Origin of the sequence: Citrobacter sp. Cpa228 (genome assembly GCF_030333085.1) — a bacterium.
GTDB classification, from domain to species: domain Bacteria; phylum Pseudomonadota; class Gammaproteobacteria; order Enterobacterales; family Enterobacteriaceae; genus Citrobacter; species Citrobacter pasteurii.
Window position 1 is genome coordinate 106,412 of record NZ_JAOWGQ010000031.1, and the last position, 22,650, is coordinate 129,061.

21 protein-coding genes are annotated in these 22,650 nt (G+C 52.6%); 8 read left to right on the forward strand and 13 right to left on the reverse strand.

Going from position 1 to position 22,650, the window contains the following annotated elements; genetic code table 11:
• The first annotated feature begins 285 nt into the window (after nt 1-285).
• The 5 genes from putP to phoH all read left to right on the forward strand — a co-directional run bounded on the left by putP (nt 286) and on the right by phoH (nt 6,625).
• Nucleotides 286-1,794: a sodium/proline symporter PutP gene (gene putP / locus OGX91_RS01710; protein ID WP_040231851.1), complete on the forward strand. Its 1,509-nt coding sequence runs from the start codon at nt 286-288 to the stop codon at nt 1,792-1,794.
• Nucleotides 1,795-2,008: 214 nt separating this feature from the next.
• Nucleotides 2,009-2,842: an iron uptake transporter permease EfeU gene (gene efeU, locus OGX91_RS01715; RefSeq protein WP_005122113.1), complete on the forward strand. Its 834-nt coding sequence runs from the start codon at nt 2,009-2,011 to the stop codon at nt 2,840-2,842.
• A gap of 57 nt (nt 2,843-2,899) precedes the next feature.
• Nucleotides 2,900-4,027, forward strand: a complete 1,128-nt coding sequence (gene efeO, locus OGX91_RS01720) for an iron uptake system protein EfeO (RefSeq protein ID WP_286625286.1) — start codon at nt 2,900-2,902, stop codon at nt 4,025-4,027.
• A 5-nt stretch (nt 4,028-4,032) separates the two neighbouring features.
• Nucleotides 4,033-5,316 (forward strand): iron uptake transporter deferrochelatase/peroxidase subunit, encoded by a 1,284-nt coding sequence (efeB, locus tag OGX91_RS01725; protein WP_149691700.1) that lies wholly within the window; start codon nt 4,033-4,035, stop codon nt 5,314-5,316.
• A gap of 520 nt (nt 5,317-5,836) precedes the next feature.
• Nucleotides 5,837-6,625 carry a phosphate starvation-inducible protein PhoH gene (gene phoH / locus OGX91_RS01730; RefSeq protein ID WP_286625290.1) on the forward strand — a complete coding sequence of 263 codons (789 nt, stop codon included), beginning with the start codon at nt 5,837-5,839 and terminating at the stop codon, nt 6,623-6,625.
• Nucleotides 6,626-6,802: 177 nt separating this feature from the next.
• Here the strand turns inward: phoH and artJ are convergent, their stop codons facing one another.
• The 6 genes from artJ to OGX91_RS01760 form a co-directional block, all read right to left on the reverse strand.
• Nucleotides 6,803-7,534 carry an arginine ABC transporter substrate-binding protein ArtJ gene (artJ, locus tag OGX91_RS01735; protein WP_005122109.1) on the reverse strand — a complete coding sequence of 244 codons (732 nt, stop codon included), beginning with the start codon at nt 7,532-7,534 and terminating at the stop codon, nt 6,803-6,805.
• A 261-nt stretch (nt 7,535-7,795) separates the two neighbouring features.
• On the reverse strand, nt 7,796-8,464 hold the full coding sequence (artM, locus tag OGX91_RS01740; protein ID WP_005122106.1) for an arginine ABC transporter permease ArtM: 669 nt from the start codon (nt 8,462-8,464) through the stop codon (nt 7,796-7,798).
• Nucleotides 8,464-9,180 (reverse strand): arginine ABC transporter permease ArtQ, encoded by a 717-nt coding sequence (gene artQ / locus OGX91_RS01745; protein WP_040231854.1) that lies wholly within the window; start codon nt 9,178-9,180, stop codon nt 8,464-8,466. The genes artM and artQ overlap by 1 nt, the downstream gene beginning before the upstream one ends.
• Before the next feature lie 6 nt (nt 9,181-9,186).
• Nucleotides 9,187-9,918, reverse strand: coding sequence for an arginine ABC transporter substrate-binding protein ArtI (artI, locus tag OGX91_RS01750; RefSeq protein ID WP_005122104.1), 732 nt, complete (start codon nt 9,916-9,918; stop codon nt 9,187-9,189).
• Between the two features lie 16 nt (nt 9,919-9,934).
• The gene (gene artP / locus OGX91_RS01755) at nt 9,935-10,663 is read right to left on the reverse strand and encodes an arginine ABC transporter ATP-binding protein ArtP (protein WP_003027295.1); all 729 of its coding nucleotides are present in this window, start codon (nt 10,661-10,663) and stop codon (nt 9,935-9,937) included.
• Nucleotides 10,664-10,888: 225 nt separating this feature from the next.
• Nucleotides 10,889-11,404, reverse strand: a complete 516-nt coding sequence (locus OGX91_RS01760; protein WP_040231856.1) for a lipoprotein — start codon at nt 11,402-11,404, stop codon at nt 10,889-10,891.
• Between the two features lie 126 nt (nt 11,405-11,530).
• Here OGX91_RS01760 and OGX91_RS01765 point away from each other — a divergent pair, with 126 nt between their 5' ends.
• Both OGX91_RS01765 and OGX91_RS01770 read left to right on the forward strand, forming a co-directional pair.
• Complete coding sequence (locus OGX91_RS01765; RefSeq protein ID WP_001160725.1) at nt 11,531-11,854, forward strand: heavy metal-binding domain-containing protein; 324 nt, start codon at nt 11,531-11,533, stop codon at nt 11,852-11,854.
• On the forward strand, nt 11,851-12,681 hold the full coding sequence (locus OGX91_RS01770; RefSeq protein WP_005122087.1) for an N-acetylmuramoyl-L-alanine amidase: 831 nt from the start codon (nt 11,851-11,853) through the stop codon (nt 12,679-12,681). Before OGX91_RS01765 ends, OGX91_RS01770 begins: the two co-directional genes overlap by 4 nt.
• A 164-nt stretch (nt 12,682-12,845) precedes the next feature.
• Here the strand turns inward: OGX91_RS01770 and OGX91_RS01775 are convergent, their stop codons facing one another.
• The 4 genes from OGX91_RS01775 to poxB all read right to left on the reverse strand — a co-directional run bounded on the left by OGX91_RS01775 (nt 12,846) and on the right by poxB (nt 18,273).
• Nucleotides 12,846-13,859 (reverse strand): 3-beta-hydroxysteroid dehydrogenase, encoded by a 1,014-nt coding sequence (locus tag OGX91_RS01775; protein ID WP_040231857.1) that lies wholly within the window; start codon nt 13,857-13,859, stop codon nt 12,846-12,848.
• A 97-nt stretch (nt 13,860-13,956) separates the two neighbouring features.
• The gene (locus OGX91_RS01780) at nt 13,957-15,387 is read right to left on the reverse strand and encodes an SDR family oxidoreductase (protein WP_155020889.1); all 1,431 of its coding nucleotides are present in this window, start codon (nt 15,385-15,387) and stop codon (nt 13,957-13,959) included.
• A gap of 10 nt (nt 15,388-15,397) precedes the next feature.
• Nucleotides 15,398-16,399: a low-specificity L-threonine aldolase gene (ltaE, locus tag OGX91_RS01785; protein ID WP_061067664.1), complete on the reverse strand. Its 1,002-nt coding sequence runs from the start codon at nt 16,397-16,399 to the stop codon at nt 15,398-15,400.
• A 155-nt stretch (nt 16,400-16,554) separates the two neighbouring features.
• Nucleotides 16,555-18,273 (reverse strand): ubiquinone-dependent pyruvate dehydrogenase, encoded by a 1,719-nt coding sequence (poxB, locus tag OGX91_RS01790; protein WP_005122077.1) that lies wholly within the window; start codon nt 18,271-18,273, stop codon nt 16,555-16,557.
• A 153-nt stretch (nt 18,274-18,426) separates the two neighbouring features.
• Here poxB and OGX91_RS01795 point away from each other — a divergent pair, with 153 nt between their 5' ends.
• The gene (locus OGX91_RS01795; RefSeq protein WP_155020890.1) at nt 18,427-18,861 is read left to right on the forward strand and encodes a DoxX family protein; all 435 of its coding nucleotides are present in this window, start codon (nt 18,427-18,429) and stop codon (nt 18,859-18,861) included.
• An 87-nt stretch (nt 18,862-18,948) separates the two neighbouring features.
• Here OGX91_RS01795 and hcr read toward each other — a convergent pair whose 3' ends face one another.
• The 3 genes from hcr to OGX91_RS01810 form a co-directional block, all read right to left on the reverse strand.
• Nucleotides 18,949-19,917, reverse strand: a complete 969-nt coding sequence (hcr, locus tag OGX91_RS01800; protein ID WP_005122079.1) for an NADH oxidoreductase — start codon at nt 19,915-19,917, stop codon at nt 18,949-18,951.
• A gap of 10 nt (nt 19,918-19,927) precedes the next feature.
• Nucleotides 19,928-21,580, reverse strand: coding sequence for a hydroxylamine reductase (gene hcp / locus OGX91_RS01805; protein ID WP_005122080.1), 1,653 nt, complete (start codon nt 21,578-21,580; stop codon nt 19,928-19,930).
• A 155-nt stretch (nt 21,581-21,735) separates the two neighbouring features.
• A complete protein-coding gene (locus tag OGX91_RS01810) occupies nt 21,736-22,635 on the reverse strand; it encodes a LysO family transporter (RefSeq protein WP_005122081.1) in 900 nt (299 codons plus the stop codon).
• Nucleotides 22,636-22,650 lie beyond the last annotated feature (15 nt).

A 22,650-nucleotide genomic window follows, 5' to 3' on the forward strand; every position in this document is an offset into this window, starting at 1 on the left:
ATGTTTATAACGAGGGCTGTAAAAACGCAGAATCTTTTTCTCTGCGGTAGTTAACACTTTTTAAAGGTGCAACCAGAAAAAATGTGAGAGAGTGCAACCTACAGAAAAATGCTATCTACTCTGGATCAAAATTGATGTAAATGGTGTGTTAAATCGATTGTGAATGGCCATGGCTTCCGGCAGGATACGGTCGCCCTGGTCAATACAGATATCTTTGCCACGTTCCGGCAGGGTAATAAAACGGCAAGCCACGGCATTGCCGATACATAATTTTGGAGAGTTTTGATGGCTATTAGCACACCGATGTTAGTCACATTCTGTGTCTATATTTTTGGCATGATATTGATAGGGTTTATTGCATGGCGTTCAACCAAAAACTTTGACGATTACATTCTGGGGGGACGCAGTCTGGGTCCGTTCGTAACGGCGTTATCTGCCGGGGCATCTGACATGAGCGGCTGGCTGCTGATGGGGCTGCCAGGCGCAATTTTCCTGTCGGGGATTTCAGAAAGCTGGATCGCCATCGGCCTTATTTTGGGCGCCTGGATCAACTGGAAGCTGGTGGCCGGACGTTTACGCGTACACACCGAATACAATAACAATGCGCTGACGTTACCGGATTACTTTACCGGTCGCTTTGAAGATAAAAGCCGTATCCTGCGGATTATCTCTGCACTGGTTATTCTGCTGTTTTTCACCATCTATTGTGCTTCAGGGATTGTGGCGGGGGCGCGTCTGTTTGAAAGCACCTTTGGTATGAGCTACGAAACCGCGCTGTGGGCGGGAGCGGCCGCGACGATCATTTATACCTTTATTGGTGGCTTCCTGGCTGTTAGCTGGACCGATACCGTCCAGGCCAGCCTGATGATCTTCGCCCTGATCCTGACACCGGTGATGGTGATTATTGGTGTCGGCGGATTTGAAGACTCGCTGGAAGTGATTAAGCAAAAGAGCATTGAAAACGTCGATATGTTCAAAGGGCTGAATTTTGTTGCCATCATTTCCCTGATGGGATGGGGACTGGGTTATTTCGGTCAGCCGCATATCTTGGCGCGCTTTATGGCTGCCGATTCCCACCATAGTATTGTCCACGCACGTCGCATCAGTATGACCTGGATGATTCTGTGTCTGGCTGGTGCTGTTGCCGTTGGTTTCTTCGGCATTGCTTACTTCAGTAACAACCCGTCGTTGGCGGGTGCCGTGAACCAGAACGCCGAGCGTGTGTTTATTGAACTGGCGCAGATCCTGTTCAATCCATGGATTGCCGGTATTCTGTTGTCTGCGATCCTTGCAGCGGTGATGTCGACGCTGAGCTGCCAATTGCTGGTATGTTCGAGTGCAATCACCGAAGATTTGTACAAAGCGTTCCTGCGTAAAAATGCCAGCCAGAAAGAGCTGGTATGGATTGGGCGTATCATGGTGCTGGTCGTGGCGCTGGTGTCTATCGCGCTGGCGGCAAACCCAGAGAACCGTGTGCTCGGCCTGGTGAGCTACGCCTGGGCTGGCTTTGGTGCTGCCTTTGGTCCGGTTGTTCTGCTCTCCGTAATGTGGTCGCGTATGACCCGTAACGGCGCGCTGGCAGGGATGGTCATTGGTGCAGTGACGGTTATCGTCTGGAAGCAGTTTGCCTGGCTGGGTCTGTATGAAATCATCCCGGGCTTCGTGTTCGGCAGTATCGGGATTGTGGTCTTCAGTCTGTGGGGTAAAGCGCCGTCAGCAGCAATGCAGAAACGTTTTGCCGAGGCTGACGCGCATTATCATTCAGCACCGCCGTCGCGTTTGCAGGCAGAATAATTTATCTCCTGTCCCTCAAGCCCGCCGTGCGCGGGCTTTTTTATTGCCCCGGTCGTAAACCTTTTTAACCGTTACCTTCCTAACCTTTTACATTCAGTCATCATTCTCAAAACATTCTGCTTGAGTTTTTCTTTGCTGTAATGATAATCACTATCACTGTAATTTACTTTTCTTTGCATCAGTTGACTGAGAATAACGTTAAAGGGTACTTCGCATGTTTGTTCCATTTCTAATTATGTTGCGCGAAGGGTTAGAGGCCGCGCTGATTGTCAGCCTGATTGCCAGCTACCTGAAACGGACTCAGCGTGGTCGATGGATTGGGGTGATGTGGATTGGTGTTCTGCTGGCAGCGGCGTTGTGCCTGGCGTTAGGCATTTTCATCAACGAAACCACCGGTGAATTTCCGCAAAAAGAACAGGAACTGTTTGAAGGCATCGTGGCGCTCATTGCCGTGGTGATCCTCACCTGGATGGTCTTCTGGATGCGCAAAGTTTCCCGCAACGTCAAAGTCCAGCTTGAACAGGCTGTCGATAACGCGTTGCAACGCAGTAATCATCACGGCTGGGCGCTGGTGATGATGGTCTTTTTTGCCGTTGCCCGTGAAGGCCTGGAATCGGTGTTCTTCCTGCTGGCGGCATTTCAGCAGGATGTGGGTATCTGGCCACCGCTAGGTGCGACGCTGGGGCTGGCCACCGCGGTAGTACTGGGTTACCTGATTTACCTCGGCGGCATTCGCCTCAACCTCGGGGCATTCTTCAAATGGACCAGCCTGTTTATTTTGCTGGTGGCTGCCGGTCTTGCCGCCGGGGCCATCCGCGCGTTCCACGAAGCCGGGTTATGGAATCATTTTCAGGATGTGGCGTTCGACATGAGCAGCGTTCTGTCAACGCATTCGCTGTTTGGCACATTAATGGAAGGGATCTTCGGCTATCAGGAAGCGCCAAGCGTCAGTGAAGTTGCTGTCTGGTTTATCTATCTGATTCCGGCATTGATTATGTTTGCTCTGCCACCTCGTTCAGGCACTACGGCATCACGTACCGCACCCTGATAAAACGTGATGCAAGAATATCATTTAGTTACAACATACTTTTTATAGGGATGGGTCATGACGATTAATTTCCGCCGTAGTGCGCTGCAGTTGGGTATTGCCGCGCTGTTTACATCTGCTTTTACCGCTCACGCTGCTGATATCCCGCGGGTAAAAGTCACGGTTAATGACAAACAGTGTGAACCGATGACAATCACGGTGAATGCCGGGAAGACTCAGTTCATCATTCAGAACCACAGTCAAAAAGCGCTGGAGTGGGAGATCCTCAAAGGCGTGATGGTGGTCGAAGAGCGTGAAAACATTGCGCCCGGTTTTAGCCAGAAAATGACGGCTAACCTGCAGCCGGGTGAATATGATATGACCTGCGGTCTGCTGACCAACCCGAAAGGCAAGCTGATCGTGAAGGGGGCTGCAACGGCAGATGCCGCGCACAGCGACGCTCTGCTGAGCCTGAGTGGTGCAATTACTGAATACAAAGCTTATGTAACGGCAGAAACAGCGCAACTGGTGACTGGCACCAAAGCTTTTACGGATGCTATTAAAGCGGGCGATGTGGAAAAAGCCAAATCGCTGTATGCGCCAACCCGTCAGCATTATGAGCGTATTGAGCCAATTGCCGAATTGTTCTCCGATCTCGACGGCAGCATTGATGCGCGTGAAGATGATTATGAGCAAAAAGCCGCCGATCCGAAATTCACCGGCTTCCACCGCCTGGAGAAAGCGCTGTTTGGCGACAATACCACTAAAGGTATGGACAAGTACGCTGACCAGCTAAACAGCGATGTTCTTGACCTGCAAACGCGTATTAGCGAGCTGGCTTTCCCACCGTCTAAAGTGGTTGGCGGGGCAGCAGGGCTGATTGAAGAAGTTGCTGCCAGCAAAATCAGTGGGGAAGAAGATCGCTACAGCCATACCGATCTGTGGGATTTCCAGGCCAACGTCGATGGCGCGCAGAAAATTGTCGATCTCCTGCGCCCTCAGTTACAAAAATCCAATGCTGATCTGTTGGCGAAGGTGGATGCGAACTTCAAAAAAGTCGATACCATTCTGAGCAAGTACCGTACCAAAGACGGCTTTGAAACCTATGACAAACTGACCGATGCCGATCGTAATGCGCTGAAAGGGCCAATCACGACGCTGGCGGAAGACTTGTCGCAATTACGCGGTGTTCTGGGTCTGGATTAAGCACTATGCAGCACGATAATGAAAACGGCGTGAGCGAACCGTCACGCCGACGTTTACTGAAAGGGATGGGGGCGCTGGGTGGGGCACTGGCGCTGGCGGGCGGATGCCCGGTCGCTCACGCGCAAAAAACGCAAAGTGCGCCGGGAACCCTGTCTCCGGATGCGCGTAGCGAGCAACAACCGTTTTATGGCCAGCACCAGGCCGGGATCCTGACGCCGCAGCAAGCCTCAATGATGCTGGTGGCGTTTGATGTGCTCGCCAGCGATAAAGCTGATCTTGAGCGTCTGTTTCGTTTACTGACCAGCCGGTTTGCATTTCTAACCACCGGTGGGCCGGCGCCAGAAACGCCGAATCCACGTTTACCGCCTATGGATTCCGGTATTCTTGGGGCATACATAGCCCCGGATAATCTGACGATGACGCTGTCGGTTGGATCTTCACTGTTTGATGATCGCTATGGTCTGAAAGCACAGATGCCGAAAAAACTGCAAAAAATGACGCGTTTTCCGAATGACTCACTGGATGCGGCATTATGTCATGGCGATCTGCTGTTGCAGATTTGCGCCAATACGCAGGACACCGTTATCCATGCGCTACGCGATATCATTAAGCACACGCCTGATCTGCTCAGCGTGCGCTGGAAACGTGAAGGGTTTATTTCTGATCATGCCGCACGCAGCAAGGGTAAAGAGACCCCGGTCAACTTGCTTGGCTTTAAGGACGGCACCGCGAATCCGGATGCTACCGATGCGAAGTTGATGCAAGACGTCGTGTGGGTGACGGATGGGCAAGGAGAACCTGCGTGGGCTCAAGATGGTAGCTATCAGGCCGTCAGGCTCATCCAGTTCCGCGTGGAATTTTGGGACCGTACGCCGCTTAAAGAGCAGCAAACGATTTTCGGCCGCGATAAACATACCGGCGCGCCGCTGGGTATGCAGCATGAGCATGATGTGCCGGATTACGCCAACGATCCCGAAGGCGAGGTGATTGCACTCGACAGCCATATTCGTCTGGCGAACCCGCGCACGAAAGAAACAGAGACCAGCCTGATGATGCGTCGTGGCTACAGTTATTCGCTTGGCGTGACCAATTCCGGGCAGTTGGATATGGGACTGTTGTTCGTTTGCTATCAGCACGACCTGGAAAAAGGGTTTTTGACGGTTCAGAAACGCCTGAACGGTGAAGCGCTTGAGGAGTATGTCAAACCGATTGGTGGGGGCTATTTCTTTGCATTACCGGGTGTCAAAACCGCTGGCCACTATCTGGGGCAAGCCCTGCTCGAAGCGTGATGATTGTGCCCCGCAGCGCTGCGGGGCATTTCCTGACACTCTGATGAATGAAAAAATTATTTTTCATGATCGGCGGCGACTGAAATAATTCTGTCATCTCTCTGCAAGAGACTGTTGCTGGTGATAAGATGAAATTAAGTTAACAATAAGTAAAAATATTGTTGCATTAACGAAAGGTTATGATGTAATTATACGTAATAGCGGTAGTTCCCGGCGGTGATAGTCATTCACTATGGAGATCGCGAATGGAAAAGTCCTGTACTGGACACATTTTTCAAAGTTATTGCAGTCCCTTATGCGGACGTTTCTCTTCCGGTAGCCATCTCGTCACCGTTAAATCTCTCTCCCTTTCACTTCTTATCCTTGTAACTGACACCCTGTACGGTGCGCGTAGCCGTGTATGGCGTCTTATCCAAAGGCAGGCAATGGCTTACAAGGAAGCCAACCCTCAGATGTTCGTGCGCATAATCGTGCCGCCAACGGCGCGTGTGATGTATACCTACAACTCAAGGTGCTATCCATGGGAAGACAAAAAGCAGTGATCAAAGCTCGTCGCGAAGCAAAACGTGTGCTGAGGCGGGATTCGCGTAGCCATAAACAACGCGAAGATGAATCGGTCACCTCGCTTGTGCAGATGGGCGGCGTAGAAGCGATTGGTATGGCGCGTGATAGCCGCGACGCCACACCGATCACGGCGCGAAATGAAGCTCAGGCGCACTACCTGAATGCTATCGAGAGTAAGCAGCTGATCTTCGCCACAGGCGAAGCCGGGTGTGGTAAAACCTGGATCAGCGCAGCGAAAGCAGCAGAAGCCCTGATCCACAAAGATGTGGACAGGATCATAGTAACCCGTCCAGTTCTGCAAGCTGATGAAGACCTCGGCTTCTTACCTGGGGATGTCTCCGAGAAGTTCGCTCCCTATTTTCGTCCGGTTTATGACGTGCTGGTAAAACGTCTGGGAGCCTCCTTTATGCAATATTGCCTGCGACCTGAGATTGGTAAGGTAGAAATCGCGCCGTTCGCGTATATGCGGGGACGTACATTTGAAAATGCCGTTGTCATTCTGGATGAGGCTCAGAATGTGACTGCTGCGCAAATGAAGATGTTTTTGACTCGCCTCGGAAAGAATGTGACGGTGATTGTGAATGGGGATATTACCCAGTGCGATCTCCCCGCTCATGTTCGTTCAGGGCTAAGCGATGCGCTGGCCCGTTTCGAAGAAGATGACATGATTGGGATCGTTCGATTCAACAAAGATGATTGCGTTCGCTCGGCACTGTGTCAGCGGACGCTCAACGCTTACAACTGATAAGTACTCCGTCTTCAAGGCCCGGGAAACCGGGCTTTGTTTTTTGTACCCCTATGAGCACAACGGACTGATGGCGTGGCCAACATTGTTGATGAGGTCAGGTGTTCGCGTTGTATCCCGCATGGGAAAATAGCAGTAAAAAAGCCGCTGGTCGCGGCTTTTTTAACAAGACTGAGGTTACTGTGGAAACCACTGGTCACTGATTTTTTGGTACGTGCCGTCAGCTTTGATGGCGGCCAGCGCACTGTTCAGTTTTTCCAGCAGTGCTTTATTATCCGGGCGAACAGCTATACCAAGACCCGTACCAAAGTACTGCGGATCGGTGACTTTTGCCGTTGCAGAACCTAACTGTGGATTGGTTTTTAGCCACTCATTGACGACGGCAGTGTCGCCAAATACCCCATCAATACGGCCATTTTTCAGGTCGATGATTGCATTCTGATAGCTGTCGTAGGCCACCGTTTTTACTTCAGGATGTTTGTCCTGCAGGTATTTCTGGTGCGTGGTGCCGTTTTCCATCCCAATACGTTTGCCTTTCAGGTCATCAAAGCTTTTATAGGTGTCTTTCTTCGCAATCACCAGCGCGGAGTTGGCATAGTACGGCTGAGTGAAGGAAACCTGCTTGCTACGTTCAGGCGTGATGTCCATACCGGAAATCACCGCATCGTATTTTTTGAATTTCAGCGCGGGGATCAGGCTGTCGAAAGCATGATTAGTAAAAGTACATTCAGCCTGCATTTGTTTACACAATGCTGTTGCCAGATCGATATCAAAACCGACAATTTTATTGCTGGCGTCCAGTGACTCAAATGGCGGGTAAGTAGCTGATACACCGAAACTAATTTTATCAGCAGCTGCGGCGCCAGCGGCGAAAGTAGCAAGTAATGCGGCCAGTACTAACTTTTTCATGGTGGAACTCCCGTCTGTCAATCTTATGATTATTTACCGTGTCTGCGGCGTGGATTAACAATGCCACTTAATGAATTTATATGCAATAAAAATGATTAATTATTTTTTTGATATAAAAAAAGACGGACAATTTAGGTTGTTGTCCGTCTTTATTATTTTGTTTTATGCATATTTGCCGGATGGCGGTGCTAGCACATTATCCGGCCTACAAAAGGTGCATGAACCGTAGGCCTGATAAGCATAGCGTCATCCGGCATATGCTTAATTCCGGTGTTCAAACGCCAGCGCTTTACGTTCGATCAAGCGCATCATCAACGTCAGCAAACCGTTGACGATCAGGTAAATCACGCCAGCCGCGCCGAAAACCATCACGTCATAAGTGCGACCGTACAGCAACTGGCTATAGCCCATAACTTCCATCAGCGTGATGGTGTATGCCAGTGAGGTACTTTTAAACACCAGTACCACTTCGTTGGAATACGAGGAGAGGGCGCGTTTAAAGGCGTACGGCAGCAGAATGGCCAGCGTATCCTTCTTGCTCATCCCCAGCGCACCACAGGACTGCCACTGGCCTTCCGGGATTGCTCGAATCGCACCGTAAAACAGTTGCGTGGTATAGGCCGCACTGTTTAACGACAGGGCGATTAACGCGCACAGCCACGGTTCGGACAGCAGATGCCAGAGCACTGGATATTCCTGCAGCGTCGGAAACTGCCCTGGCCCGTAGTAGATCAGAAAGATCTGCACCAGCAGTGGTGTGCCGGTAAACAACGTGATATAGGCGCGAACCAGCCAGACCACAATCGGCGTCTTTAGCGTCAGGATGACGGTGAAAATCAGCGCCAGCACCAGAGCAACTACGATGGAGGCGACCGTCAACGTCAGGCTGGTATGCAGCCCTTTCAGTAGTTCAGGTAAATACTCAAGCATCAGCCCGGTCTCCGCTCAAAACGTGTCGCGCGCAGGTCAATGCGTTTGAGAATGTACTGACTCACCAGCGTAATCACCAGGTAAATAGCCGCCGCGACGATGTACCAGGTAAAGGGTTCCTGGGTACGGGTGGCGATGCTCTTGGTTTGCAGCATCAGATCGTTCACGCTGATCAGGCTGACCAGCGCGGTATCTTTCAGTAATACCAGCCACTGGTTACCCAGCCCCGGCAGCGCGTGACGCCACATCTGCGGCATCACCAGGCGAAAGAAAATCGCGGTTTTAGATAAACCCAGCGCCTGGCCTGATTCCCATTGCCCGAGTGGCACGGCCTTCAGCGCGCCACGCAGTGTTTGTGAGGCATAGGCTGCGTAAAGCAATGACAGTGCAATCACTCCGCACAGGAACGGGCTGACGTCGAAGTTTTCGATCTGCATCTGCACCGGGATTTGCACGAACCCGAGATTGATCGTAAAGCCATCGGCCAGCGTCAACAGCAGTTGTGAGGAGCCAAAATAGATAAACAGAACCACCAGAATTTCCGGCAGACCGCGCAGGATGGTGACCAGGGCCGAGCCCGCCCATGCTACCGGGCGCCATTTTACTGACTCCCAGACGGCAAAAAACATGGCGAGCGCGAGGCCGATGATCAGCGCACAAACGGCAAGGCCGACGGTCATCCCGGCGGCGCTTGCTAAAGGAAAAAATTCATTCATCAAATATTACTTCTGGAACCATTTGTTGTAGATGGTCTCGTAAGTCCCATCTTTCTTCACTTTTTCCAGCGCAGCGTTAAATTTCTGCTGCAGCTCGGTATTGCCCTGGCGCACAGCGATGCCCAGACCGGTACCGAAGTAATCTTTATCCGTGACTTTGTCGCCAACTGCGGCCAGTTTTGGATTGTCTTTCAGCCACTCTGTCACTACTGCGGTATCACCAAAGACGCCGTCAATACGGCCGTTTTGCAGATCGAGTTTGGCATTCTGGTAGCTGTCATACGGCACGGTAGTCACTTCCGGATGTTTATCCATGATGAATTTCTGGTGCGTAGTACCGTTCTGGACACCGACTTTTTTACCTTTCAGCTGATCAATGCCGGTGTATTTACCCTGTTGGCTAACAAACAGCGCAGAGTTGTCGTAATAAGGAGTGGTGAACAGAACCTGTTTTTCACGCTCAGGCGTGATGTCCATACCGGCCATTACCGCGTCAAAACGACGGAATTTCAGGCTCGGGATCAGGCTGTCGAAGGCCTGATTGGTGAAGGTACAGGTAGCGTCAATCTCTTTACACAGCGCATTCGCCAGATCAACGTCAAACCCTACGATCTTGTTGTTAGCATCGATCGATTCAAACGGAGGATAAGACGCTTCGGTGGCGAAACGAATGGTTTGGGCTGCGGTAGCGGAAAGGCTAAAACCTGCGATTAGCGCGGCAATCAGAACTTTTTTCATTGTATTGTCCCGAATCTTAGTGAGAAAGATAGTTTTTAAACGCTTCGGTTTGCGGGTTGGCAAAGCAGCTCGCATCCCCAAACTCGACGATATGACCGTTTTCCATGTACACCACACGACTGGCTGTTTTACGTGCAACTTCCACTTCGTGGGTGACGATCACCTGAGTAATATTGGTTTCCGCCAGCTCACGAATGATGCTGACGATTTGGGCGGTGATTTCCGGGTCAAGCGCTGCGGTAGGCTCGTCAAACAGCAGCACCTGCGGTTCCATCATCAACGCGCGGGCAATGGCCACACGCTGCTGCTGGCCGCCGGAGAGATGCAGCGGATAGCGATCGCTGTATGGCTTCAGGCGCAGACGTTCCAGCAGTTTCTCGGCACGCGCCATCGCTTGCTCTTTTGTCAGACCCAGTACGCGGCAGGGCGCTTCAATCAGGTTCTGCACCACCGTGAGATGCGGCCAAAGATTATATTGCTGAAAGACCATGCCCACGTTTTGACGCAGATCCCGAATGGCTTTATCTGACGGGGTTTTCGTGAAGTCGAAACGGTTACCCGCAATAGAGAGCGTGCCCGAGCGCGGCATCTCAAGCAGGTTGAGTACGCGCAGTAGCGAGCTTTTCCCGGCTCCACTTGGGCCAAGTAACACCAGTGTTTCACCCTGAGGGCAATCCAGCGTGATATCGAACAGCGCCTGATGTGCGCCGTAGAAGCAGTTAATGCCGTTTAATTGAATACTCATTGACACTCGATACTGGCAGTCTGATAGCTATTGAAGCCGCAGATACTACCTTTGACAGAATAGTTATGCAATATTTATGCGTTAAAAGTTAAATGCAAACCGCATTCTTATCTAAACATAGCACAAAATAGCGGAGCTACCAGCGGGTAAGAATAATTGTCGGCATTCTATGCAGAATGCCAGACAATTTATGGGGGTTATGATTTAGACGGGTGAATGGCGCGATTAGCGGTTTTCGACAGACTGGCGCAACGTCCCGGCTGGCGCGTGTACGCTGCCGCCCAGATAGCGGACATCATCAATGACCCAGCACTGGCCCTCACGGATCATCAGCACTTCATCACGCCAGCTTTGATCGCCTTGTTTAAGCTCTACGCGCAGCGGGATGTTGCGTGCATCACTATTCGGAATGGTTGATGCGCTGGCTACGCTGGCGCTATCCGGCAAAGTCGTGCGACTGGAGAACGGATCGCTGTTAAACAGTTCGCGATGCGCGTTATCACGGCTGGCATCGTTCAGCAGTTTCGCCAGGTTGTCGCTAAGGTATGGACGAAGGGGGGTAAGATCGTTGTTTCGATGCTGAATACGGTAATCATAGAATTGTTGAGCCACGCTGTCTGGCCCGCCTTCTACGCATGAACCGCTACGCGCGCCGTTATCTTTATAAACCGGCGTCACGGTAGTACAGGCGCTGAGAAGGAGTGCACAGGGAACCAGCAGAGAGAGTTTCGAGTAGCGCATAATGATTTCCTTATTAGCTTTCTACTATTAGTGTTCTACGTTGATAGAATATATCCTTTCAATGATAGTGGATCGGTTCGATAATGCTTTTGAGATCGTGCTCTTAGCGCAAAAAGGAGATTAACCATGCAGTTTTCGACTACCCCTACGCTGGAAGGGCAGAGCATCGTGGAATACTGCGGTGTTGTTACCGGTGAAGCTATTTTAGGCGCGAACATCTTCCGCGATTTCTTTGCTGGCATCCGCGATATTGTCGGCGGTCGCTCCGGCGCGTATGAAAAAGAGCTGCGAAAAGCGCGCGAAATTGCTTTTCAGGAGCTCGGTGAACAGGCCAAAGCGCTGGGTGCTGATGCGGTTGTCGGTATCGATATCGATTACGAAACCGTGGGCAAAGACGGCAGTATGCTGATGGTGAGCGTCAGCGGTACCGCGGTGAAAACTCGCCGATGAAGCGTCTGTTGTGTCTGCTGGCATTTACGCTGTTGCTGGTGGGATGTGCTGGCGAAAAAGGGATTGTCGACAAAGACGGGTATCAGTTAGATACCCGCCGTCAGGCGCAGGCTGCTTACCCGCGCATTAAAGTGCTGGTTATCCATTACACGGCGGATGACTTTGATTCTTCTCTGGCAACGCTGACGGATAAAAACGTCAGTTCGCATTATTTGATCCCGGCGGTGCCGCCGTTGTATCACGGTAAGCCGCGTATCTGGCAACTGGTTCCGGAAAAAGATCTGGCCTGGCATGCGGGGATTAGCTTCTGGCGTGGCGCGACGCGCATCAACGATACCTCGATTGGCATTGAGCTGGAAAACCGCGGCTGGCAAAAATCGGCGGGGACAAAATATTTTGCGCCGTTTGAGCCCGCGCAGATTCAGGCGCTGATCCCATTGGCGAAAGATATTATCGCCCGCTACGACATAAAACCGCAGAACGTGGTAGCCCATGCGGACGTCGCCCCGCAACGAAAGGACGACCCCGGACCGCTTTTCCCATGGAAAGTGCTGGCCGAACAGGGAATTGGCGCCTGGCCGGATGCTCAGCGTGTGGCGTTTTATCTTGCCGGGCGAGCGCCTCATTCGCCGGTAGAAACCGCATCTTTACTCGATCTGCTGTCGCGCTACGGCTATGAGGTAAAATCCGATATGACGCCGCGTGAACAGCAGCGGGTGATTATGGCGTTCCAGATGCACTTCCGCCCGACGTTGTGGAACGGCGTGGCGGATGCAGAAACTCAGGCGATTGCCGAAGCGTTACTGGAAAAATACGGGCAGGGTTAACGCAGAACACCAATGCCTGATGGCGCTTCGCTTATCAGGCCTACGGCTAATTTGGGCTGTTTTTTTGTAGGCCGGATAAGGCGCTTCGCTTATCAGGCCTACGGCTAATTTTGGCTGGTTTTTAGTAGGCCGGATAAGGAGCTTGCGCCGCCATCCGGCAATGGCTAACGCGGCAGCTTACCGTGGTCACGCAGCCAGGCAGCGGTACGTTCAATCCCTTCATCCAGCGTCACAACGGGTTGATAACCTAATTCTTCCTGAGCGCGGGTGGTATCCAGCGTAAAATCAAAATTCAGCTTCGAAACGCCGTAGTGCGTAAGTTTTGGCTCTTTCGCCGATTTATTGCCCAAACGCTCCATGCTGCGGGCAATCATGTCCAGCATCGGGTAGGGAACGGAGCGGATCCGACAATCAATATTCAACTCGTCGATGAGCTTCTGCACAATGCTGCGCAGGGTGCGATGCTCGCCGTTGGTGATGTTGTACGCGCGACCTGACGGCAGCTTATCGCAGGCGTGCTGGCTTGCCAGCCACATCGCATGCACTGCGTTCTCGTAATAGGTCATATCCACCATCGCACTTCCACCGTGTGGCAACAGGATGCTGCCATAGTGGTGCATCATATGCGCCAGACGTGGGATAAACACTTTGTCATGAGGGCCGAACAGGCTTTGCGGACGCAAGACCGTAAAACGGGTCTGCGGGTTGGCCTGGGCCAACAGCGCGATCACGTCTTCGCCAGCCGCTTTGCTGCGGGCAAATTCATTGGCGAAGCGGTGTGGGCGGAAGTCCTCTTTGATATCACGATGGTGGTGATAGTCAAAATACAGTGATGGAGAGGATATATGAATGAAGTTACGCACGCCCCAGGCCACGGCCCACTCGCCCAGACGGCGAGTTGCGCGAACGTTGGCCAGATCGAAGGCTTCCTGAGTTCCCCACGGTGAGGTAAAACTGGAGCAGTGCCACAGCGTGTCGATGCCGGCAAGCATCACTTTTGCCTGCGAAGAAACCAGCTCGGTCAGATCGGCATGCACAAATTCTGCGCCCATTTTTTCCAGCAGCTTGCCCATCGCTTCGTTGCGACCGGTCGCTCTGACGCTGACACCTCTGCTGCATAAAAACTCAACCGCGTTTCGGCCTAAGCCGCTGGTGGCTCCGGTAACCAGTACCTTCATATCAATCCACTGTGTTTAAAAAACGTCGTGCGCATTCTTCCGTGAATTACGTCTGTATGCAATGGGAAACATGAAAGAATACAGTCTCTTTTTCGCATTAGTCTGTGATTTGTTCTGCAAGTCTGGCAATACGCTTCGCCATCCCTCTGAAAATGAATAAGTGCGCTGGGATCATCAACAGCCAATAGAAAAGACCGGGCATGCCGTGCGGATGCCACCAGGCGCGTACATCAATGCGTCGGTGATCGCCTTTATCTTCCAGCGTGAAGCTCAGGCGACCCAAACCAGGCGCTTTCATCCCAAACAGCAGCGTCAGCTGTTTCTCGGGTTCAACAATGATAACTTTCCAGCTATCAACGGTATCGCCAACCTGCAACAGAGAGCGTTCTGGCCGACCTTTCGCCAGCTTATGGCCAACCAGCAGATCTAACGCCGCACGCGTTTTCCACAAAATGTTGCCAAAGAAGTAGCCTTCTTTGCCGCCGAGCCGGTTCACGACCTGCCACAACGCTTTTTTGCTGGCGGAGGTTCCGACGCTAAAGCCAGCCTGTTTGGCAAAATAGCCATATTCAGGACGCCAGCGGGCAAACGCCTGCGCGTCGTAACCCCAGTCGCTGGAGTTAACCAGTTTTTCTTCTTCCTTCAACGTGCTGCGCACCGCGTCATCAAAGGCAATCAGCTTTTGCGGGATCAGCGCACGTAATTCGGTATCATCGGCCAACAGGTCGTGTTTCAGGCCCTGGATCAGCGCTTTGGCAGTGGTAGGCGGCACCGACGTAATGACGTTTAAAAACCAGACTGAAATCCAGCGGGTAGGAAAGGGAATGGGGATGAGCAGGCGATGTTTACCGCTGACCGCCATAAAATGTTCGAACTGCTCCTGATAGCTCAACACCTGCGGGCCGGCGGCTTCGAGTACGCGGTTATGTTGTGTGGGATGATCCAACAGCGCCACCAGGTAATACATTAAATTCTCCAGCGCGATAGGTGTGGTATGCGAACGCACCCAGCGCGGAGGGGTGAGTACCGGCAGGTTGTAGACCATGTCGCGCATCACTTCAAAGGCAGCGGAACCTGCCCCCACGATAATACCCGCGCGCAATTCCGTCATCGGCACGCCTGATTCACGCAGAGTGTCTGCGGTTATTTGCCGCGCACGCAGATGATCGGATTGTTCATGCCGGGGAGCCTGTAATGAGCTCAGGAAAATAAGCTGATTGACCGGCGTATTACGCAGCGCATCGCGCACGTTCATCGCCACCTGACGTTCGTGGGCGATAAAATCACCGCCTTCACCCATTCCATGGACCAGGTAATAAACCGTATCAACGCCGGTCAGCAACGGCGTAAGGTTATCTGGCCAGTTTAAATCGACCTTATGGCAACTGACGTTGGCCAGTTGCTGCTTTTCCAGTCGTTCAATGCGACGTGCCGCAGCCAACACCTGATGCCCTTGCTGACTGAGCGCCTGTACCAAATGCTGACCAATGTAGCCACTGGCGCCAAGAACCAAAATCCGTTGCGGCACGCCCATCTCCTTAACGGGTTAAAAAAGCGCGCCAGTGGGCGACGACTTCAGCAAGTTGTTCACGCGATACGTCCAGATGCATCACCAGGCGTACAATCGGCGAGGCGTTAATCAGCACGCCTTGCGCTTTCATGTATTCGCCCAGCGCGGCAGCGTGCTCTTCGCCAACGCGAACAAACAGCATGTTGGTGTCGTGGCGCATGACGTCCGCCCCTGCTTCGCGCAGCTGTTCAGCCATCCATGCCGCATTGTCATGGTCTTCCTGCAAACGTGCGACGTTATTTTTTAGCGCATACAGTCCGGCCGCCGCCAGAATACCCGCCTGGCGCATTCCGCCGCCGGTCATTTTGCGCCAGCGAATGGCGCGCTTGATATACTCGTGGCTGCCGACCAGCAGCGAGCCTACCGGCGTTCCCAGACCTTTGGAAAGACAAATGGTGAACGAGTCGCAGTATTGAGTAACGTCTTTTAACTCACAGCCATAGGCGACGATGGCGTTGAAAATACGTGCACCATCAACGTGCAGGGCAAGGTTGCGCTCACGGGTGAATTCCCAGGCCTCTTTCAGGTACTCACGTGGCAACACTTTACCGTTGTGTGTGTTTTCCAGACTGAGCAGACGGGTGCGGGCAAAATGGATATCGTCTGCTTTGATTTTTGCCGCCACTTTGTCCAGCGGCAGGGAGCCATCCGGCGCGGCATCAATGGGTTGCGGTTGGATACTCCCGAGCACCGCGGCGCCGCCAGCTTCATATAAGTAGTTATGAGCACCCTGACCGGCGATATATTCCTCGCCGCGCTGGCAATGGCTGAGTAACGCAACCAGATTAGCCTGAGTGCCGGTAGGCAGGAAAATAGCCGCTTCTTTACCAGAAAGTTCTGCGGCGTATTGCTGAAGGGCGTTAACGGTAGGGTCATCTCCGTAAACGTCGTCCCCGACCGGGGCGGCCATCATCTCTTCGAGCATGGCGCGACTGGGTCGGGTGACGGTATCACTGCGTAAATCAATCATGGTATCTCCTTATTACACTTCATCCTTCAAGCTGCCTCGGCGTTGGCCTCACCCTCAAACCCCAGTCACATAGTATTCCTATGCTCCTGGGGATTTTCGGGCTTGCCGCCTTGATGCATCATGAATGATTTTGTGTGTGGTTTAATAAGGATGTTTTACCTGAGCCAGTTAGTTTTCGCCAGTTCGATCACTTCATCACCGCGTCCACTGATGATCGCGCGCAGCATATACAGGCTAAATCCCTTCGCTTGTTCGAGTTTTATTTGTGGTGGAATGGCCAGCTCTTCTTTCGCCACAACGACATCGACCAGCACCGGACCATCGATTGACATGGCGCGTTGCAAGGCCTCATCGACCTCAGAGGATTTCTCTACGCGGATGCCGGTAATACCACAGGCTTCGGCAATACGTGCGAAGTTAGTGTCGTGTAGTTCGGTGCCGTCGGTCAGATAACCCCCCGCCTTCATCTCCATCGCCACAAATCCCAGCACGCTGTTGTTGAAGACAATAATCTTCACCGGCAACTTCATTTGCACAACCGACAGAAAATCACCCATCAGCATGCTGAAGCCGCCATCGCCGCACATCGCGACGACCTGACGACCTGGTTCAGTCGCCTGCGCACCGAGCGCCTGCGGCATGGCATTGGCCATTGAGCCGTGGTTAAACGACCCTAGCAGGCGGCGTTTACCGTTCATTTTCAGATAGCGTGCGGCCCATACTGTTGGTGTGCCGACGTCACAGGTGAAGATGGCGTCGTCAGCGGCAAAGTGGCTGATTTGCTGTGCGAGATACTGCGGGTGAATGGCTTTATCACTGGGTTTGGCTAAATCATCCAGCCCTTTACGCGCCTCGCGATAGTGTTCCAGCGCTTTATCCAGGAACTGTCGCTCGGTTTTTTCTTCCACCAACGGCAGCAGGGCGCGGAGGGTGGATTTAATATCGCCTACCAGCGCCATATCAACTTTACTGTGCGCGCCAATGCTTGCGGGATTGATATCAATCTGAATAATTTTGGCATCTGTGGGGTAAAACGGGCGATAGGGGAACTGGGTGCCGAGCAAAACCAGCGTGTCGGCATTCATCATGGTATGGAAGCCGGATGAAAAGCCAATTAACCCGGTCATGCCCACGTCGTACGGGTTGTCGTACTCAACATGCTCTTTCCCGCGCAGGGCGTGCACGATCGGGGCTTTGATTTTAGCCGCAAACTCAACCAGCTCTTTATGCGCACCGGCGCAGCCGCTGCCGCACATCAGGGCGATGTTGCTGGAGTAGCGCAGCAGTTGCGCCAGTTTTCTCAGCTCTTCTTCTTCCGGGGTGACTACCGGGAGCGGCGCATGATACCAGTGCGTACTGGCGCTTTCAGGGGCGGGCTTCAGCGCCACGTCGCCGGGTAATACCACCACGGAGACGCCACGGTTGAGCACCGCTTTACGCATAGCTATAGCCAGCACCTGGGGGATCTGTTCAGGGCTGGAGACCAGCTCGCAATAGTGGCTACATTCACGGAACAACTCTTGCGGGTGGGTCTCCTGAAAATAACCACTGCCTATTTCACTGGATGGAATATGCGCGGCAATCGCCAGCACCGGGACGTGGTTGCGATGGCAATCAAACAGGCCGTTAATCAGGTGCAAGTTGCCTGGTCCACACGAGCCTGCACAGACCGCCAGTTCGCCCGTCAACTGCGCTTCAGCGCCCGCGGCGAAGGCGGCAACCTCTTCATGGCGGGTTGGCATCCAGTCAATCGTTCCCATACGATTCAGACTATCGCTGAGGCCATTCAGCGAGTCGCCGGTCACACCCCAAATACGTTTAACGCCAGCTTGTTCAAGGGTTTTAGCAATAAAAGCGGCAACCGTTTGTTTCATGGTTCTCCATCTCCTTTAATGTGATACCGGTTACAAGTTTAGATGAAGATAATAGTTATGCTTCTCATTACCCCCTTATTTTCGGCAGCTTACATTTCACGAAGATAAAGCGTAGCTTGGCAGAAGACATGGTAAAACAAGGAATGAATTCAAATGGTTACAAAACTATTAAATGCAGTTAACCGGACGCTGACGCACGAAGATTTTGGCAAGTTTTTGTTACGCCTTGCTGTCGGTGGACTGATGCTGTTTCATGGACTGCATAAACTGTTCGCGGGTATTGATGGCATCAGCGGCATGCTGATAGCGAAAGGTTTCCCGGGCTTTATTGCGTACGGCGTTCTGCTGGGAGAGGTTGTAGCGCCGTGTCTGATTATTCTAGGCATCCTGACGCGCCCGGCGGCATTAGGGCTGGCGTTTACAATGATTGTGGCGTGGCTGATGGTCGGGATGGGAGAAACCTGGTCTCTGGACAAAACCGGTGCCTGGGCGATTGAGAGTCTGGTGTACTTTTTTGTTGGCGCGATGGCGGTGGCGTGCCTGGGCGCAGGAAAATATGCTCTGGGCGGCAATTCAGCCTGGCGGTGATAAATGATCGGATGACGGTATTAATACTTCGTCCGGCCTACAATGATTGTTGTAGGCCGGATAAGTATGCCATCCGGCAATGACTCTTTACGCAAGAACCAGATCACCCTGCGGATGACAGGAACAAGCCAGAACGTAACCTTCCGCAATTTCCGCATCGGTTAGCGTCATGGTGCTGCTGACCGTGTAGTTACCATCAACCACTTTGGTTTTGCAGCAACCGCACACGCCTGCGCGACAGGCGGCAACGACCGGAACCTTATTGCTTTCCAGTGCTTCCAGTAGCGTCGTGCCAACCGGCGCATAGAACTCTTGTGCGGGTTGCAGCTTGGTGAACTTCAGGCCGCTGGTTGCCGCTTCGGCTACTGGAGTGAAGAACTGCTCTTTAAAGAAGCGTGTTACGCCAAGCGCTTTCACTTCTTTTTCGACCAGGTCCATATACGGAGCTGGGCCACAGGTCATCACGGTACGTGAGGTCAGATCCGGGACGTTCTTCAGCAGTTCGGTGGTCAGTCGGCCGGAAACAAAACCCTGAGTGGCATTGTTTTCAGCAACTAATGTCACTGGATACTCACGCCATTCATTGGCAAAGATGACATCTTCTGGCGAGCGAACGTTGAAAATCACCTGCACGTCGGCTTGTGGACGGTACTTCGCCAACCAGCGACGCATCGACATGATTGGCGTTACGCCACAGCCGGCAGCCAGCATCAGGAACTTGTCTTCTGCTTTATCTTCACAGGTAAATTCACCCATGGCATTGGACAGCCAGATGTAGTCGCCACGCTTCACGTCACGGGTTAACCACTGAGAACCTGCACCGTCGTCAATGCGGCGGATGGTCAGCGTGATGTACTCGCTTACGCCCGGCGTTGAAGAGATAGTGTAAGCACGCAGCGTATCCGCTGAGTTACGAACGCTGACCAGTGCATACTGCCCGGCACGATAGGGATAATAGTCGTGGCATAGCAACGAAATTGTCCACACATCCGGCGTTTCCTGATGGATGTGATGAACCTGCATCCGCCATGGGCACTGATGGGTTGGCATTGTCATTCTTTACTCCTTACGCGCTCAGCAGCTGCTTCATGTCTTCTTCAACGGTGGTCACGGAACGCAGACCAAATTTCTCGTTGAGTACAGCCAGCAGATCGGGTGTGAAGAAGCCAGGTGCAGTTGGGCCGGTCACGATGTTTTTCACACCCAGAGACAGCAGGGTCAGCAGGATGACAATCGCTTTCTGTTCGAACCAGGAGAGCACCAGAGACAGCGGCAGATCGTTCACGCCACAACCCAGTTTCTCAGCCAGCGTGACCGCCAGGATAATGGCAGAGTAGGCATCGTTACACTGACCGGCATCGACCAGACGCGGCAGACCTTCGATATCGCCGAATTCCAGTTTGTTGAAACGGTATTTACCACAGGCCAGAGTCAGGATCAGGCAGTCGTCTGGTACGCTGGTGGCGAAATCGGTGAAGTAGTTACGTTCACCGCGCGCGCCGTCACAACCGCCAACCAGGAAGATGTGACGCAGTTTTTCGCGGCTCACCAGATCAATCAGGGTATCAGCTGCACCCAGCAGCGTCTGACGACCGAAACCGACGGTTATCAGATGAGGAATTTCGCTGTACGGGAAGCCAGCCATCTGCTGCGCCTGAGCAATAACCGGGCCGAAGTCATCACCTTCGAGGTGGCTGACACCCGGCCAACCGACGATGCTACGGGTCCAGATGCGGTCATCATATGCGCCAACGGTTGGGTCGATGATGCAGTTAGAGGTCATGACGATTGGGCCAGGGAAACGAGCAAATTCAACCTGCTGGTTCTGCCAGCCGCTGCCGTAGTTACCGATCAGATGTTTGAACTTACGCAGTTCCGGGTAGCCATGTGCAGGCAGCATTTCACCGTGGGTATAAACGTTAACACCGGTGCCTTCAGTCTGCTCAAGCAGGTTGTACAAATCTTTCAGGTCGTGACCGGAGATCAGAATACATTTACCTTCGGTAGCTTTAACGTTGACCTGAGTCGGGGTTGGGTGACCGTATTTTGTGGTTTCACCGGCATCCAGAATGCTCATCACTTTAAAGTTCATCTGGCCGATTTCCATTGAGCACTCCAGCAGAGCATTCATATCGGAAGGCCAGGTACCCAGCCACGCCATGATTTTGTGGTACTGAGCGTAGATATCGTTGTCGTACTGGCCGAGAACGTGTGCGTGCTCCATGTAAGCTGCCGCACCTTTCAGACCGTACAGACACAGCAGACGCAGGCCGAGGATATTGTCGCCGATGGTCGCTTTGTCTTTATTCGGGGTAAATTCAGCGGCCTGACGTTGCAGGTCGCCCAGATCGTCGCTGACCAGTTGCAGGTCGGCCATCGGGTTTTCAACAGTTGCCTTAGCATCAATGTTCAGGCATTGCGCTTTCAGTGCATCGCGCATGGCGATAGCTTCACGAGCATAGCCAACAATACGCGGGGAATCGAAGTTCACGTTAGTCAGCGTGGAGAAGAATGCACGCGGCGCGAAGTTATCAACTTCATGGTCGATGATGCCGTATTCACGCGCTTTAACAGCCCATGCAGACAGACCTTGTAGGGAAGCAATCAGCAGATCCTGCAGATCGGAGGTTTCCGCTGTTTTACCGCACATACCCTGCGCGTAAGAGCAGCCGTTTCCTGCCGGAGTACGGATGGTTTGTTCACATTGCACACAAAACATGGTCACACCTTTTAAAGTTATATTTGATATACATGTTTAAGGTTATGCCTGCGCGCGAAGGGATTAAAGGGATTTCTGCTACAACTTGCAGGGAGATTGATTTAGCGCAATTTTGGCGGTAGCTGACTACCGCCAGAGAGGTATTTTTCTGTGTATCAGGCGGAGAAAAAGGCCATTAACAGTGGCACTAACAGGCTCAGAATAAAGCCGTGCACAATGGCTGCGGGAACCATCTCCAGACCGCCACTGCGTTGTAACACGGGCAGCGTGAAATCCATTGACGTCGCCCCGCAAAGACCCAATGCGGTTGAACGACTGCGGACCACCAGTCCAGGGATCAGCATAATGGCAATCAACTCACGCGCCAGGTCGTTAAAGAAGGCGGCGCTGCCAATTACTGGACCGAATGATTCGGTCAACAGAATGCCTGACAGGGAATACCAGCCAAAACCCGATGCCATCGCCAGTGCTGTTTTCAACGGCAGGCCGAGGATCAGCGCATTGATGACGCCGCCCAGCAGAGAACTGGCCACCACGACCACGGCAACAATCATACCCCGACGATTCAGTACGATCTGCTTTAATGTCATACCGCTGTTTCGCAGTTGGATCCCGACCAGGAATAATAAAAAGATCAGCGTATATTCGCTGGCTTCGGTCGCGTGCTGCAGCATCGACAATCCGGTAAGCCCCAACAGAAAACCCAGCACCACGACGCCGCAAAGCTGTAGCGACTCAAGCGCCATTGCTATTCGGGAGGGGAGCTTCTCTTGCTGGTGGCTGTGTCGCCAGGGGAGTGAGCGCTCCAGCCACAGCAGCGCTGCGATATTACACAGCAGAATGACCGTCACACTGACGGCAGAATAATAAAGAATGGATAACAGATTACTGGCGAGATTATCCAGAAACGCCAGGCTGATCCCCATAAAAAAGAGAATAAGGTAGACGATCCAACTCAACAGCCGATTGATAAGTTTTAATGCGGCTCTGTGTCGAAGCGGAATGAGGTAACCCACAATAAGAGGTACCAGAATGATTAACAGCCCTGAGAACATGAAACCCCGATCCTT

Excerpts from the sequence above, each read along its gene's own strand:
- putP (WP_040231851.1), top strand. The coding sequence starts at position 286 with ATGGCTATTAGCACACCGATGTTAGTCACATTCTGTGTCTATATTTTT.
- efeU (WP_005122113.1), top strand. The coding sequence starts at position 2,009 with ATGTTTGTTCCATTTCTAATTATGTTGCGCGAAGGGTTAGAGGCCGCG.
- efeO (WP_286625286.1), top strand. The coding sequence starts at position 2,900 with ATGACGATTAATTTCCGCCGTAGTGCGCTGCAGTTGGGTATTGCCGCG.
- efeB (WP_149691700.1), top strand. The coding sequence starts at position 4,033 with ATGCAGCACGATAATGAAAACGGCGTGAGCGAACCGTCACGCCGACGT.
- phoH (WP_286625290.1), top strand. The coding sequence starts at position 5,837 with ATGGGAAGACAAAAAGCAGTGATCAAAGCTCGTCGCGAAGCAAAACGT.
- artJ (WP_005122109.1), bottom strand. The coding sequence starts at position 7,534 with ATGAAAAAGTTAGTACTGGCCGCATTACTTGCTACTTTCGCCGCTGGC.
- artM (WP_005122106.1), bottom strand. The coding sequence starts at position 8,464 with ATGCTTGAGTATTTACCTGAACTACTGAAAGGGCTGCATACCAGCCTG.
- artQ (WP_040231854.1), bottom strand. The coding sequence starts at position 9,180 with ATGAATGAATTTTTTCCTTTAGCAAGCGCCGCCGGGATGACCGTCGGC.
- artI (WP_005122104.1), bottom strand. The coding sequence starts at position 9,918 with ATGAAAAAAGTTCTGATTGCCGCGCTAATCGCAGGTTTTAGCCTTTCC.
- artP (WP_003027295.1), bottom strand. The coding sequence starts at position 10,663 with ATGAGTATTCAATTAAACGGCATTAACTGCTTCTACGGCGCACATCAG.
- OGX91_RS01760 (WP_040231856.1), bottom strand. The coding sequence starts at position 11,404 with ATGCGCTACTCGAAACTCTCTCTGCTGGTTCCCTGTGCACTCCTTCTC.
- OGX91_RS01765 (WP_001160725.1), top strand. The coding sequence starts at position 11,531 with ATGCAGTTTTCGACTACCCCTACGCTGGAAGGGCAGAGCATCGTGGAA.
- OGX91_RS01770 (WP_005122087.1), top strand. The coding sequence starts at position 11,851 with ATGAAGCGTCTGTTGTGTCTGCTGGCATTTACGCTGTTGCTGGTGGGA.
- OGX91_RS01775 (WP_040231857.1), bottom strand. The coding sequence starts at position 13,859 with ATGAAGGTACTGGTTACCGGAGCCACCAGCGGCTTAGGCCGAAACGCG.
- ltaE (WP_061067664.1), bottom strand. The coding sequence starts at position 16,399 with ATGATTGATTTACGCAGTGATACCGTCACCCGACCCAGTCGCGCCATG.
- poxB (WP_005122077.1), bottom strand. The coding sequence starts at position 18,273 with ATGAAACAAACGGTTGCCGCTTTTATTGCTAAAACCCTTGAACAAGCT.
- OGX91_RS01795 (WP_155020890.1), top strand. The coding sequence starts at position 18,427 with ATGGTTACAAAACTATTAAATGCAGTTAACCGGACGCTGACGCACGAA.
- hcr (WP_005122079.1), bottom strand. The coding sequence starts at position 19,917 with ATGACAATGCCAACCCATCAGTGCCCATGGCGGATGCAGGTTCATCAC.
- hcp (WP_005122080.1), bottom strand. The coding sequence starts at position 21,580 with ATGTTTTGTGTGCAATGTGAACAAACCATCCGTACTCCGGCAGGAAAC.
- OGX91_RS01810 (WP_005122081.1), bottom strand. The coding sequence starts at position 22,635 with ATGTTCTCAGGGCTGTTAATCATTCTGGTACCTCTTATTGTGGGTTAC.